The organism is Streptomyces sp. NBC_00989, assembly GCF_045162655.1.
Lineage (GTDB): Bacteria > Actinomycetota > Actinomycetes > Streptomycetales > Streptomycetaceae > Streptomyces.
This window is the reverse complement of sequence record NZ_CP108728.1, coordinates 5,169,932-5,183,601: the sequence shown is the minus strand read 5'-3', so window position 1 is coordinate 5,183,601 and position 13,670 is coordinate 5,169,932. Positions and strand designations below refer to the sequence as shown.

Annotated in this window: 10 protein-coding genes and 1 pseudogene; 4 read left to right on the top strand and 7 right to left on the bottom strand. The window is 69.7% G+C overall.

The genetic code is table 11. The features are described from left to right. Positions 1 to 46: 46 nt before the first annotated feature. The 3 genes and pseudogenes from OG714_RS22690 to OG714_RS22680 all read right to left on the bottom strand — a co-directional run bounded on the left by OG714_RS22690 (position 47) and on the right by OG714_RS22680 (position 1,639). The gene (locus tag OG714_RS22690; protein ID WP_406123556.1) at positions 47 to 508 is read right to left on the bottom strand and encodes a DUF2690 domain-containing protein; all 462 of its coding nucleotides are present in this window, start codon (positions 506 to 508) and stop codon (positions 47 to 49) included. 256 nt (positions 509 to 764) lie between these two features. Continuing rightward, a pseudogene (locus OG714_RS22685) lies at positions 765 to 872 on the bottom strand (helix-turn-helix domain-containing protein); the annotation flags it as partial. Continuing rightward, positions 869 to 1,639 (bottom strand): peptidoglycan-binding protein, encoded by a 771-nt coding sequence (locus OG714_RS22680; RefSeq protein ID WP_406123554.1) that lies wholly within the window; start codon positions 1,637 to 1,639, stop codon positions 869 to 871. The pseudogene OG714_RS22685 and the gene OG714_RS22680, both read right to left, overlap by 4 nt. 296 nt (positions 1,640 to 1,935) lie before the next feature. Between OG714_RS22680 and OG714_RS22675 the strand changes: the two genes are divergently transcribed. From OG714_RS22675 to OG714_RS22665, 3 genes are all read left to right on the top strand, one after another. Further along, on the top strand, positions 1,936 to 2,373 hold the full coding sequence (locus OG714_RS22675; RefSeq protein ID WP_406123552.1) for a peptidoglycan-binding protein: 438 nt from the start codon (positions 1,936 to 1,938) through the stop codon (positions 2,371 to 2,373). A gap of 137 nt (positions 2,374 to 2,510) precedes the next feature. Further along, positions 2,511 to 4,430, top strand: coding sequence for a P-loop ATPase, Sll1717 family (locus OG714_RS22670; RefSeq protein WP_406123550.1), 1,920 nt, complete (start codon positions 2,511 to 2,513; stop codon positions 4,428 to 4,430). Positions 4,431 to 4,513: 83 nt separating this feature from the next. Then, positions 4,514 to 6,250 carry a protein kinase domain-containing protein gene (locus tag OG714_RS22665; protein WP_406123548.1) on the top strand — a complete coding sequence of 579 codons (1,737 nt, stop codon included), beginning with the start codon at positions 4,514 to 4,516 and terminating at the stop codon, positions 6,248 to 6,250. A gap of 45 nt (positions 6,251 to 6,295) precedes the next feature. On the opposite strand, the gene argS is transcribed toward OG714_RS22665, so the two are convergent. After that, a complete protein-coding gene (gene argS / locus OG714_RS22660; RefSeq protein ID WP_406123546.1) occupies positions 6,296 to 8,065 on the bottom strand; it encodes an arginine--tRNA ligase in 1,770 nt (589 codons plus the stop codon). A gap of 252 nt (positions 8,066 to 8,317) precedes the next feature. Here argS and lysS point away from each other — a divergent pair, with 252 nt between their 5' ends. Continuing rightward, the gene (gene lysS / locus OG714_RS22655) at positions 8,318 to 10,060 is read left to right on the top strand and encodes a lysine--tRNA ligase (protein ID WP_406123545.1); all 1,743 of its coding nucleotides are present in this window, start codon (positions 8,318 to 8,320) and stop codon (positions 10,058 to 10,060) included. 95 nt (positions 10,061 to 10,155) lie between these two features. Here lysS and OG714_RS22650 read toward each other — a convergent pair whose 3' ends face one another. From OG714_RS22650 to OG714_RS22640, 3 genes are all read right to left on the bottom strand, one after another. After that, on the bottom strand, positions 10,156 to 11,565 hold the full coding sequence (locus tag OG714_RS22650; protein ID WP_406123543.1) for a DUF2637 domain-containing protein: 1,410 nt from the start codon (positions 11,563 to 11,565) through the stop codon (positions 10,156 to 10,158). Between the two features lie 167 nt (positions 11,566 to 11,732). After that, positions 11,733 to 12,608, bottom strand: a complete 876-nt coding sequence (locus tag OG714_RS22645) for a DUF3558 domain-containing protein (protein ID WP_406123541.1) — start codon at positions 12,606 to 12,608, stop codon at positions 11,733 to 11,735. Between the two features lie 118 nt (positions 12,609 to 12,726). After that, positions 12,727 to 13,569 (bottom strand): DUF3558 domain-containing protein, encoded by an 843-nt coding sequence (locus tag OG714_RS22640; protein ID WP_406123539.1) that lies wholly within the window; start codon positions 13,567 to 13,569, stop codon positions 12,727 to 12,729. Positions 13,570 to 13,670: the final 101 nt, after the last annotated feature.

Here is a 13,670-nt window from a genome sequence, read left to right as displayed (position 1 = left end):
GCCGGTGGACGGCGATGATCGTCAGCCAGTGGCGGGCGGCCTCGGGTCAGTGCACCCGCCCCTCGAAGCACTCCTTCTTCCCCGGTGCCGCTCCCGTTTTCGCCGCCGGCTCGATGCACGCCCGCACCACAGCCCCCGGCGCGGTCACCGTCATCAGTGTGTAGACGTACGACTCCGCCTCCACGGCGTTCCCCACCTCGGCGTCATGGGTGTGGCCACCCCCTGTCATCTCGATCCGGTCCCCGACCCGCCCGCCCCACGTCCGCGCCCAGGTCGTCCCGCACACCCTGCTGTGCCGCAACTCCATCCACGCCCCGGTGGCCGTCCGATGCCGCGCGACGGTGTCCGGCTGGGCGGCGCAGCGCATGGCCATCGGGCTGCGGCCCTCGCAGGCCGAGCCGTGGCAGCCCGGGCCGGCGGGGGTGGCCGTAGTGGCGGCCGTGGGGGAGAGGGGTTCGGACGCGCGGGAGTCGGGGAGCAGGAGCAGGGCGAGTACCACGGCGGTCACGGCCACCGCGCAGACGGACGCGAGGACCGCGAGGGCGACGACGCCCCGCTGCTCCGGGTGGGGGCGGGGAGACGGCCGGTAGTGGGGAGGTGAGCGCTGGGGGCGCTGCCGGTGTCGCCTCCTCAGCCGTCGCCCCCCGCCCGCTGCCCTCCGCCTCCGCGATCTCCCACAACGCCACACACCGGCCCACCGGTTCGCCCGCCAGCCGGCACAGCTCCTCCACCGCCTCCCTCGGGGGCAGGGTCTTGCCGTTGAGGTACCGCTCCCAGGACGACTTGCTGTACGGCGTCTTCGCGGCGAGGCCCGCCAGGCTCAGGCCGGAGGCGGTTCGCAACTCCCGTAGTGCGGCGGATAGTTGGTTCATCCCCGGAGGGCCTTCCAGGTGTGCGGGCCGAGCATGCCGTCCACGACGAGACCGGACCGTTTCTGGAACGCCTTGACCGCGTGTTCCGTCAGCGGGCCGAAGATCCCGTCGATGCCGCCCGGCGAGATCCCCGCCCTGCGCAGCAGACACTGCGCCTCGGCGACATCCGGCCCGATGTTGCCCACGGCCAGATTCTCCTGCTGGGTACGGCTGTTGCCCGCGTACCAGCGGCCGTCGGTCCGCTGTATCCGGCAGGGGTACGGCGACGCGTCCGCCGGCGCCGGCGCGGCGAGCGGGGCCGCCGAGCGCGTCGTCGTAGCCGTAGGGCTGCCGCTGTTGGCGTCCATGAGGCGGACCGTCACCAGTACCGCCGACGAGACCGCCAGGACGAGGGTCACCGAGCCCGCCACCAGCGCGACGCGCAGGGCGCGGCGCTCGGGGGACCCGGGGGCCGGCTCCGGCGACGGCAAGTGGCCTGCCACCGGGGGTCGTTCGGTCGTGGACCTCCAGCCCTCCGCCGCCACCTCCCGCAGCGCCAGCAGGCGGGTCGGCTCCTCGCCGCAGACCCGGGCCAAGGCCTCCAGCGCCTCCGCGGGCGGCAGTGAACGGGCGCCCAGATAGCGCTCCCAGGACTTCGCGCTGTACCCCGTCCTCGCCGCCAACTGCCGGATGCTCAGGCCGCTGTGGTCCTTCAGCCGGCGCAGGCGCATCACCAACTGCCGTACCCGCGGATCCAGTTCCGCGGGCAGCACTTTCCAACGCGACATGTGTTCCCCCCACTTCGCGTTCAGGGACCGTGGTCAGCGGTCCCAGGCGCGTCGCATTCTGCATCACTGACACCGCATCGCACGGCTCTCCGGTTCCAGCGCGCGGAGGGAATCGGCCATGGTCCGCAAGGGGCCGCGAGGCGTCCCGTCCCGCCGTCCCCGCTGTCGGTGTCCCCGCAGGTCAGAGATGGTGGCGTCCCGTCGAGACGTCACTTCGGCGTCGACTGTGGTGGGGCGGCCCGGGCGGACCGCAGTCTCGTTCCAGCACGACGACCGACTACCTGAAAGAGGAACGCATGCGACCGAATGTCGTGGCCAGGACCCTTGTCAGCCTCACCGCCGCCGCCGGTATCGCGGTCGGGGGCGTCGCGTTCGCCGCCCCCAGCTTCGCCGCGCCGGCCACCTCCGTACAGGCGTCCGACGTCTCGATCCAGGCGGTGCAGAACTTCGGCCTCTCCACCGCCGAGGCCAAGAAGGTGCAGAACTGGCTGCACACGTACTGGGGTTACACCGACACCATCGACGGACAACTCGGCCCGAACAGCTGGAAGGCGTTCCAGCGCAACCTCAAGACCTACTGGGGCTACACCGGCGCCATCGACGGCGACCCCGGTGTCAACACCATCAAGGCGCTCCAGCGGCTCCTGCAGAACTGGGGCTACACCGGCGCGATCGACGGCGACGCCGGCTCCGGCACCAGGGCCGCGTTCAAGAACTTCGCCAACGGCATCTGAGTCAACAGCGTCTGGAAACACCGCCATTGACTACCGCGGGCTGTCCCTCACGGGGGAGGGACAGCCCGCGGTTCGGCGTTCTCGTCGACTCGGCGTTCTCGCTAACGTGGGGGTGTCGACGACCGAGGGGGACGGGGATGACGGACGGGCCGCTGCTCGCACAGCTGCATTTCGGGCGTGAGGACGCCGAACGGGACGTGCAGGACGGCCTGTTGCTGCGCGGTGGGTTCCTGCCCAACGCCGCGTACCGGGGCGCGCTCAGCGGGCGCAAGATGCTGATCATCGGACGTAAGGGCTCCGGCAAGAGCGCCATCTGCATGCAGCTCAAGGCGGACGGCACCGGCCACTACGCCGGGATCGAGCTGATCCCCCCGGACGAGACCGCGGGCGAGGAGATCCGGCGCTTCGAGTTGCAGGGGCTGCCCGGGGACTCGGCGAAGGCGCTGATCTGGCGGTACCTCTTCGCCGTGTACGCGGCCCGGCACCTGGTGTCCCACGCGAAGGACGTGCACGGGTACCGGCCCGACTCGGTGAAGGCGCTGGCCCGCTTCCTCAAGCAGAACGGCGAATCGGCGGACGGACGGTTCGGGGACCGACTCGCGCAGGCCGCCCGGGGGCTGCAGACCTCGCTGTCGCTGGAGGCGTTCGGTTTCAAGGCGGGACTGGATCTCGCGCAGTCGCCGTTGTCCGAAGGGGCGCAGGCCACCCGCCAGTTGGACGTCGTCGAGCAGGGCGTGGCGCAGGCCTTCGCCGACCTAGACTGCGGTGCGGAGCACGGACCGCTGCTGCTCATGGTCGACCAACTGGAGCTGGTGTGGTCGGCCGAGACGGACAGCAACTCCATGGTGATCGGGCTGCTGTTGGCCGCCAAGCACGCGGTGAGTCTCTACGGCTCAGCGGTGCGGGTTCTGCTGTTCCTGCGCGCCGACATCTACGACTCGCTGCACTTCGGCGAGGGCGACAAGTTCCGCGGCGACGAACTGCGCATCACCTGGACCGAACAGGCCCTGCGGGACCTGGCGTTGGCGCGGGCACGGGCGTCGGCCGGGGCAGAGCTGACGGCCGAGATGCTGTGGGGCGACCTGTTCCCGGCGGAAGTCGAGGGCGAGGAGACCGCCACCTATCTCTTCCGACGGTGTCTGCCACGCCCCCGCGACGCGATCCAGTTCCTCAACCTCTGCCAGGAGACCGCCTCGTTGATCCACGGACGGGAGCGGATCACGGAGGCGGACGTCGTACAGGCCGGACGGCAGTTCTCCGACTGGAAGTTGAAGGACCTGGCGCTGGAGTACCTGGTCGCGCACCCTTTTCTGAAGCATCTGTTTCCGTTGTTCCAGAACACCGGGTACGTCGTGACCCGGACTGTTCTCGGGGCCCGTTTCGAGGCAGCGGCGGAGTCGCTGCACCGGCTGTTTCCCGCCTACGCCGACGCGTTGACGGTCTCCGGTGTCGTCGACGTCCTCTACTCGGTGGGCTTTCTCGGGGTGCGGCGCGGCAACGACGTGGTGTTCGCCGGGGGTGACGACCTGCCCGCGCAGTTCCACGAGACGGAGTTCCACGTCCACCCGTGCTTCCGGGCGGCGCTCGGGGCCAACAGCGCGGTCGTGCTACGGCACTTCGAGATCGGCGCGGCGGCCGGCCGGGTGATCCAGGGCGGCTTCCCGGGTTCCTTCGACACGAGTTTCGGGTCGGCGCCCACCCGTGACCACCGGCTGGTGCAGGAACTCCGGCGCTCCTGCCACTCGATCCTCGCCCAGACCAGCAGGGCGGTGAGCCTGGCGCAGGGCGCCCAGGACGAGATCGCCCAGCACATCAACCGGGTCCTCGACGAGGTCAACGTCCTGTCGCCGGGCGCCACTTCGGCCTACGACCTGGAGGACCGGGTCCTCACCACCGCCCACTACTTCGACACGCTCGCCGCGCAACTCCTCGCCGGCGGACTGGACGACACCACCGGTGCGGGGGATGTCGTACGCCGCGTGCAGGAGGAGGCGCGGCGACTACGGCGCCAGGCGGGCGGCTCGTACGGCAGCTCGGGCAACTCGTCGGGGCCCTGACCCTGAAGGCGCCATACTCGTAACGGAGTTCAGGGCCAGACCGTCGTGCGGCGGTGGCGTTCCGCCGACGGGGGAGGGGACGGGTGCAGGGCGTACTGCTCGCCGAACGGTTTCGGATCGGGGACCGGCTGGGGGCCGGCGGGATGGGGCAGGTGTGGGCCGCTCAGGACGAGCGGATGCGGCGGGATGTCGCGGTCAAGGTGGTCCACCCGCAGTACGGCATGGACGAGGCGGAGACGCAGGCCCGGTTCGAGCGCGAGGTACAGCTGGCCGGGCGGCTGTCCCACCAGAACATCGTCACCGTGCATGACTGGGGTGAGGTGGTGGTGGACGGTCGGCGGACGCTCTTCCTGGTGATGGAACTCGTGCACGGGGTGCCCCTGCACCGGCGGCTCGCCGAGTCCACTCCGCCCTGGCCGCTCGCTGTGGGTTGGGCCGCGCAGATCGCGGAGGCGCTGTCCGCGGCGCACGCGCAGGGAGTCGTTCACCGGGACATCAAGCCGGCCAACGCGCTGCTCACGCCCGACGGGACGGTGAAGGTCCTCGACTTCGGGGTCGCCAAGTTCATGGGCGAGACCATCGGGGCGCGTGAACTGACGGTCAAGGGAGCGCCGTTGGGGTCGCCGCTCTATATGGCTCCTGAGCAGGCGGACGGGGACCGGGCCATCGATCACCGTAGTGACCTGTATTCGCTGGGCTGCCTGCTCTATCACGCGGTGACAGGGCGCCCTCCGTTCACGGGGAGCAGTCCTTGGGCCGTGCTGCGGAAGCAGATGGACGCTACGCCGGAGCCACCGAAGGCCTATGTGGAGGGGCTTCCGCCTTCTTTGAACGACCTCATGCTGGAGCTCCTCGCCAAGAGTCCGGAGGACCGGCCCACTGATGCCGCCGCCGTCTACGAGTCCCTCTGCACTCTCCTGGCCGATCACACGTTGACCGAGCCGGGCGGGAACATCCTGGACGTCACGCAATTGGGACGCGGTCACTCCGTGTCGGGGCTGGTCCTCAAGCGGGCCTGGGAGCTCCTTCAGTGGGTGGAACGGACCGGCTCGGCCCGGCGGGAGAGTCTGAAGGAGGCCCGCACGGAGGCCAACCGCATGCTCAATGACGCCCTCCTCGACGCTACGGAGACCAGGGAACGCGCGGAGGAGCTGCGCGATCGCAGGACAAGGGAGATCGAGCAGCTGCGTGAGCGGGCCCGCAGGGACGCCGCCGAGGCCATGCAGTCCACCGTCGACCGCTGCGACAGGCTCATCAAGGCCTCCGAGCAGCAACTGGTGGAGGCTCAGGTCAAGGCCGAGAGCGTGGTCGCGGAGGCCGAAGACGAGGCGCGCGGGGTGCGCCTGAACGCCGTCAAGAAGGCTGAGGGGCTCCTGAGCGAGGCCGGGCAGAAGAAGCTGGCGCTCGTCCAGGAAGCCGAGGACTACAGGGCAGAGGTCCGCGCGGCGATACGCATGGTCGAAGAGACCAAGCGCGAGCTGGAGATCCTACGGGAGCAACGCCGCGAGGAAGTCCGTGGGGAGATCGACAGGATCACCGCGGAGGCGGACGAGCCGGAGGACACGGGTACGTTCCCGATCCCGGCGGGCCCGGGCCGTACCCGTGAGCTGGGTGCGGGCGGCGGCACGGAGCCGACCGAGGACGACTACTACCTCATCTTCAAGAAGTCGATAGACGGCAGCTACCCGACCGGCGGCCAGTTCCGGGGCGACGTGGAGGCCCTGTACGGCATCCTGCTCCCGCAGCGCGAGGCCGACCGCATGGCGACCCGCTTCACCAACCGCCACACGTCTGAACTCCAGGAAGACCACCTCGCGTAGGGCCGGCGGCGGGCAGACCGGACCGCCCGCCGAACCGGCCTACGGTCAGAGCTTCTCCGGCGTCCTGATCCCCAGCAGCCCCATCCCCCGCTGCAACGTCCGAGCCGTCAAGTCCACCAGGAACAGGCGGTTCTCGACGACCTCCGGCGCGTTGTCGGGTGACAGTACGTGGCACTGGTCGTAGAACGTCGTGAGCGTGGACGCCAGTTGGTACAGGTACGCCGTCAGCTTGTGGGGGGCGTACTCCTTGGCCGAGTCCGCGATCACCTCGCTGAACTGGTCCAGGTGCAGGCCCAACGACCGCTCCGCCGGGGCCAGTTCGAGCTCCGGGTGGGCAACCGGGCGGGACTCGCCGGCCTTGCGGAGGATGGACTGGATGCGGGCGTAGGCGTACTGGAGGTACACCGACGTGTCGCCGTTCAGGGAGACCATCTGGTCGAGGTCGAACTTGTAGTCCCGGACGGCGGACGTCGACAGGTCGGCGTACTTCACCGCGCCGATGCCCACGTAACGGCCGTTCTCCTCGATCTCCTGCTCGGTCAGGCCCACCTTCTCGGCCTTCTCCCGTACGACCGCGGTGGCGCGCTGGACCGCCTCGTCGAGGAGGTCCTCCAGCTTCACCGACACGCCCTCACGCGTCTTGAACGGCTTGCCGTCCTTGCCGAGGATCGTGCCGAAGGCCAACTGGTACGCCGTCACGTCGTCGTTGAGCCAGCCCGCCCGCCGCGCGGTCTCGAAGACCATCTTGAAGTGCAGGGACTGACGCACGTCGACCACGTACAGGAGGTTGGTCGCCTTCAGGTTGAAGACGCGGTCCCTGATCGCGGACAGGTCGGTGGCCGCGTAGCCGTAGCCGCCGTCGGACTTGCGGACGATCAGGGGGACGCGGTTGCCGTCCGGGCCCTTGATGTCGTCGAAGAACACGCACAGCGCGCCGTCCGAGATCTCCGCGACGCCGGACTCCTCCAGCAGACGGCACGTCTCGTCCAGCATGTCGTTGTAACCCGACTCGCCGACGATGTCCGCGTCCCGGATCTCCATGTCCAGCTTCTCGAAGACGGAGAAGAAGTAGATCTTCGACTCGTCCACGAACTTCTGCCAGGCGGCGAGGGTCTGCGGGTCGCCCGCCTGGAGTTCCACCACCCTGCGCCGGGCCCGCGTCTTGAACTCCTCGTCGGAGTCGAAGAGTTTGCGCGCGGCCTTGTAGAGACGGTCGAGGTTCGACATCGCCTCCTCGCCGGTGACGTCCGCGTCGGCGTGGTCCAACTCGCCCGGGTGCTCGTCCAGATACTGGATCAGCATGCCGAACTGGGTTCCCCAGTCGCCGATGTGGTGCCGCCGGACCACCGACTCGCCGGTGAACTCCAGGAGTTGGACGACAGCGTCGCCGATCACCGCGGAACGGAGGTGACCGACGTGCATCTCCTTCGCCACGTTCGGCTGGGCGTAGTCGATGACCGTCGTGCCGGGGTGGGCGGCGAGGGGTACGCCGAGGCGGGCCGTGTCGTCGGCGTAGCGCGCGGCCAGGGTCTCGGTGATCGCCCGGTCGGTGATCGTCACGTTCAGGAAGCCGGGGCCGGAGACCTCGATGTCCTTGATCACGTCGCCGGTGACGACGTTCGCCACGACCTGTGTCGCCAGCTCCCGGGGGTTGGCCTTGGCCTTCTTGGCGAGGGCGAGGATGCCGTTCGCCTGGAAGTCGGCACGGTCGCTACGTCGCAGCAGGGGGTCCGCGTCGGCCTCCGGCAGGGTTGCCGTGAGGGCGTCCGCGAGGCGCTGGTGGACTAGGTCGGTGAGCGACGTGACCGAGGTCATGGGGTGGGAGCCGTTCTCCTCGTGGGTTCGGTAGACACGGTCAGTATCCCACGGGGGGTGAAGCGGTTTTCTTGGCTGCGGGCCGGTGGGGGCTGGTCGCGCGGTTCCCCGTGCCACTAAAGGGCGCTCCCCTCCCCGGGGTCTCACAGTCACGGGCTTGGAAAAGGCGTTTTCGTGGATGCTGGCTCGCCTGGGACAATGAAACGGTCAGTCGTGCGACCGTACCGGCTGCCCCGTGCCAGAAAGAAGGACGTGCCGATCGTGGCTCAGAGCACCGAGACCACCGACTGGGTCTCCCGTTTCGCGGATGAGGTCATCGAGGAGTCGGAGCGTCGGGCCCCTGGCAAACCTGTCGTCGTCGCGTCCGGGCTGTCCCCCTCCGGGCCCATCCACCTCGGCAACCTGCGCGAGGTCATGACCCCGCACCTCGTCGCCGACGAGATCCGCCGCCGGGGCCACGAGGTCCGGCACCTCATCTCCTGGGACGACTACGACCGCTACCGCAAGGTGCCCAACGGGGTGGAGGGGACCGACGCGAGCTGGGCCGAGCACATCGGCAAGCCGCTGACCTCCGTACCGGCCCCGAAGGGCTCCGCGTACCCGAACTGGGCCGAGCACTTCAAGGCCGCGATGGTCGCCTCCCTCGCCGAGCTGGGCGTGGAGTTCGACGGGATCAGCCAGACCGCGCAGTACACCTCCGGGGTGTACCGCGAGCAGATCCTGCACGCCATGAAGCACCGCGGCGACATCGACGCGATCCTCGACCAGTACCGCACCAAGAAGGCCCCGGCCAAGAAGCAGCAGCAGAAGGCCGTCGACGACGCCGAGCTGGAGGCCGAGGCGGGGTCCGGCGCGGCGGAGGAGGACGACGGCAGCTCCGGTTCCGCCGGCTACTTCCCGTACAAGCCCTTCTGCGGCAGCTGCGGCAAGGACCTCACCACCGTCACGGCGTACGACGACGACACCACCGAGCTGACGTACGTCTGCACCGAGGACGGTTTCACCGAGACCGTCCTGCTCAGCGAGTTCAACCGCGGCAAGCTCGTCTGGAAGGTCGACTGGCCCATGCGCTGGGCCTACGAGGGCGTGATCTTCGAGCCGAGCGGTGTCGACCACTCGTCCCCCGGCTCCTCCTTCCAGGTCGGCGGGCAGATCGTCGGGATCTTCGGCGGCGAGCGGCCCATCGGGCCCATGTACGCCTTCGTCGGCATCAGCGGCATGGCCAAGATGTCCAGCAGCAAGGGCGGGGTCCCCACCCCGGCCGACGCGCTCCAGATCATGGAACCGCAGCTCCTGCGCTGGCTCTACGCCCGCCGTCGCCCCAACCAGTCCTTCAAGATCGCCTTCGACCAGGAGATCCAGCGCCTCTACGACGAGTGGGACAAGCTGGACGGGAAGGTCGAGGAGGGGTCCGCCCTTCCCGCCGACCTCGCCGCGCACTCCCGTGCCGTCCGCACCGCCGCCGGTGAACTGCCCCGCACGCCCCGCCCGATGTCGTACCGGACCCTCGCGTCCGTCGCCGACATCACCGCGGGCGACGAGGAGCAGTCGCTGCGCATCCTCAGCGAACTCGACCCCTCCGACCCGCTGTCCACCCTCGACGAGGTCCGCCCCCGGCTCGACAAGGCCGAGGCCTGGATCAACACGCACGTCCCCGCCGACCAGCGGACCATCGTGCGCGACGAACCCGACACCGAACTCCTCAAGTCCCTCGACGAGCCCTCCCAGCAGTCCCTGCGACTCCTGCGCGACGGCCTCGCCGACCACTGGTCCCTGGACGGCCTGAGCCACCTCGTCTACGGCGTCCCCAAGGTCCAGGCCGGCTTCTCCGCCGACGCGACCGCCAAGGAACTCCCGCCGGAGATCAAGACCGCCCAGCGGACGTTCTTCGCCCTCCTCTACCACCTGCTGGTCGGCCGTGACACCGGGCCGCGTCTGCCCACGTTGCTGCTGGCCGTGGGCCAGGAGCGGGTGCGGAGGCTGCTGGGGGAGTAGAAGACCCTGGCCAGTCGGCTCTACGACGATGAGGGCGCTCCGAGCCATCGAGCCCGGGGCGCCCTCATCGTCGTAGGAGATCGGAGGGGGACCGCTTACGCGATGTGGTCCTCCTGGAGTTCCGCCGTGTGGCGGTTCGTGAAGCGGGTGGCCATGCGGTCGGCCTCGCGCTGGGGGAGCAGGATGCCGTACGTGGCCTCCACGTCGCCCCGGAACTGGCCGCCGGTCGGGTAGCTGCCGTCTATCGACTTCTTGAAGATGAGGTAGTAGTCGTCCTCGGTCGGCTCCGTGCCGCCGCCCGCACCCAGTTCACGGGTACGGCCCGGGCCCGCCGGGATCGGGAACGTGCCGGTGTCCTCGGGCGAGGGCTCCGGCTCGGGGAGCGGCGGTTCCTCGAACTGCTGCTGGGGGAACGCCTGCTGTTGAGCGAACTGCTGCTGTTGAGCGAATTGCTGCTGCTGCTCGAAGCGCTGCCGCTCCTCGAACTGCTGCCGGGACCGGAACTGCTGCTGTTCCTCGAACTGCTCGAACTGCTCGGCCTGTTGCTGCTCCGCGTACCACTGGCGGTAGGCGGCGTCCGGGTCGTACGTCGGGTCGTAGCCGCCCTGGTACGCGACGGTCTGCGGGTCCCGCGCCTGGAGCCACTGGCTCTGCGGCTCGGCGGCGTGGTCCTCCGGCTGCTCGGGCTCCTGGTGCGCCTCGGCGGCGGGGAGTTGCTCGCGGACCGGTGCCGGGGCGTTCTGGACGGCCGGTGCCGTCGGCTGCTCCTGCTCGCGGGCCGGCTCCAACTGCGGTGCCGGGGGCAGCAGTACGGGCTCGATGCCCGCGGCGGCCAGGCCCGAGGGGGCCGTCTGCGCGAGCGGGACGCCGTAGCGGGCCAGGCGCAGCGGCATGATCGACTCCACCGGGGCCTTGCGGCGCCAGGCGCGGCCGAAGCGGGAGTGCAGGCGGGCCTGGTAGACGAGGCGGTCCTGCTCCAGCTTGATGACCTGCTCGTAGGAGCGCAGCTCCCACAGCTTCATGCGGCGCCAGAGCAGGAACGTCGGGACGGGGGAGAGCAGCCAGCGGGTGAGCCGGACGCCCTCCATGTGCTTGTCGGCCGTGATGTCGGCGATGCGGCCGATCGCGTGCCGGGCCGCCTCCACCGAGACCACGAACAGGATCGGGATCACCGCGTGCATGCCGACACCGAGCGGGTCGGGCCAGGCCGCGGCGCCGTTGAACGCGATCGTCGCGACCGTCAGCAGCCATGCCGTCTGGCGCAGCAGCGGGAAGGGGATCCTGATCCAGGTCAGGAGCAGGTCGAGGGCGAGCAGGACGCAGATGCCCGCGTCGATGCCGATCGGGAAGACGTACGCGAAGTTCCCGAAGCCCTTCTTCAGGGCGAGTTCGCGCACGGCGGCGTACGAACCCGCGAAGCCGATACCGGCGATGACGACCGCACCGGAGACGACCACACCGATGAGTACCCGGTGCATACGTGTGAGCTGAATGGGTGCGGACACCCGGACTCCCCTCCCCTTACATGTTGTTGCGCGCAACAGGGTGGCACATGTGTGCGGCGTCCTGGGTGCCGGTCTGTCAGGAGCCCGGTCCCCAAAGGGGCCGGGCTCCGTCAAAACGCTTCATTGACCTGCGAGTTGAGGCGCGAACGTTTACGCGGATGTGACGGTCAGCTCTTCTTCGTGGCCGAGGGGGAAGGAGAGGCGCTCGCGCCCTTGGACGCCGACTTGGAGGGCGAGGCGGAGGTACTGGGGGCCGTGGTGCCCGCGCCGCCGGTGCCGTTGGCCGACGTGATCGCGGCCACCGCCTCCTTCACGGCCTTCTCCGCCGCCTTCGTCAGCGTGTCCGCGCTCGGCGCCTTCTCGCCCGCGAGGCCCGCGCCGTTGTAGTCGATCGTGACGACCACGTTCTCGACCCGCGCCACCACCGTCTGCTGCTTGAAGGCGCCTTCCTTCTTCTTCAGGTCGTAGCGCACCGCCGTCGCCTCGTCGCCCGCGCCCGCGACCGGCTCCGACTTGGCGTTCTTCGCGCCGGTGACGGACTGCGCCTCCTGGACCTGCTTCGCGTAGTACGCGGCGGCCAGCTTGTCGCCCTCGCCCTGCGTCTGCGAGGAGTCGAACCGCAGCAACGACACGTTCAGCCAGCGGAACTGCGAACCCTTGACCCCGTTGTTGTCCAGGCTCGTCCAGGAGCAACTGCCGCGCGACGCCGTGTCGCTGGACGCGCCCTCCTTGCCCGACTTGGCGCCCTTCGGCACCAGATCGGTCAACGTCTTCTTCGACAGCACCGCGCACGGCTCGGGCAGCTTCTTGTACGCCGCCGCCTGCACCGTCGGAGCGGCCGTGGCGCCGGCGGACGTCGTCGCACCGAGGCCGGCCGTCTCCTTGCCCGCGCTGTCGCCGGAGCCGGAGTCCGAGGAGCAGCCGGCCGCGATCAGCATCACCGGGACGGCGGCCGCGCAGACAAGGACGCGGCTCAGACGCTTCGCCCGCTGCTGGTCATTCCGGTCTCGCTGTGCTGGTTGATGCATGGTTCCTTCACTCATGACGCTCGTGGTTCCTGCCGTCGGATCGGGTCCGAGGGGCCACGGTACGCGGTGAGTCAGCTGTGCGGTCTCCGTTCACGGGCTTTGCGCGACCCCGCGAACGGCACCCCCGAACGTCTCAGCCGTTGAGTGAATCGGCCAGCTGCGCGGCCAGTTTCCGCGCCCTGTCCTGCATGTTCTGGCTGTCCGGCACGACACCGACCGTCGCCGGCTGCTCCTCGTACTCGATGGTCACAATGACGTTGGACGTGCGAAACACCACAGTCACCGTGCGCTGCTGGGCCGTGGATCCGGAACTGCTCAACGCGTCGTCGAGGAACGCGTCGTTGCCGAGACCGGAGAGGATGCGGGGTTCGAGACCGGTGGGGGAGGCGGAGACCGAAGCGGAGGCCGACGCGGAGGACGAGCTGGACGCGGAGGACGAGGGGGTGGCGGAGGTGGAGGGCGTCGCGGAGTCGGAAGCGGACGCGGAGTCCGATGCGGAATCCGACGCCGTGGCGCTCGCCGTCGGCTCCGGGAGATCCGCCGCCGTCTCCTTCGTCGCGAAGATCGTCTGCGCCTGGTTGTCGTCGCTCACGGCGTTGTCGTAGGACACCACCCGCTCGAAGTCGACCAGCAGGTGGTCGGTCGCGTCCGTGGACTCCACCTTCCAACGGCAGCCCACCTTGCGGTCCGTGTCGAACGTCAGCGTCGCCTCGCCCGCGTACGCCGCCTCGCGCTGCTCCGCGTCGGTGATCTGCTTGATGCCGGGGAGCAGGGAGTCGAGCGTGCCCTGGCTGACCGCCCCGCAGGGTTCGGGGAGCGTGCGGTACTTGCCCGGCTGGGCCACCGCCGTCGACGTACCGGCCTCGCCCGGGTTCGCGTCGTCCGTCGTACCGCTGTCGGCCGAGCCGCTCGAGCAGCCGGCCAGCAGCGCCACGAGGAGCGCGGCGGTGCCGGGTACGTAGGCCTTCCGCTGCACGGTCGGGCTCCTCTCGACGGTGTGTCGGGTAGGGAGGTGTCGGGTGTCTTCTCTGCCCCCCGACCCCTTGAACGATCCAGGGTCTGCCAGTGTCCCCGCTG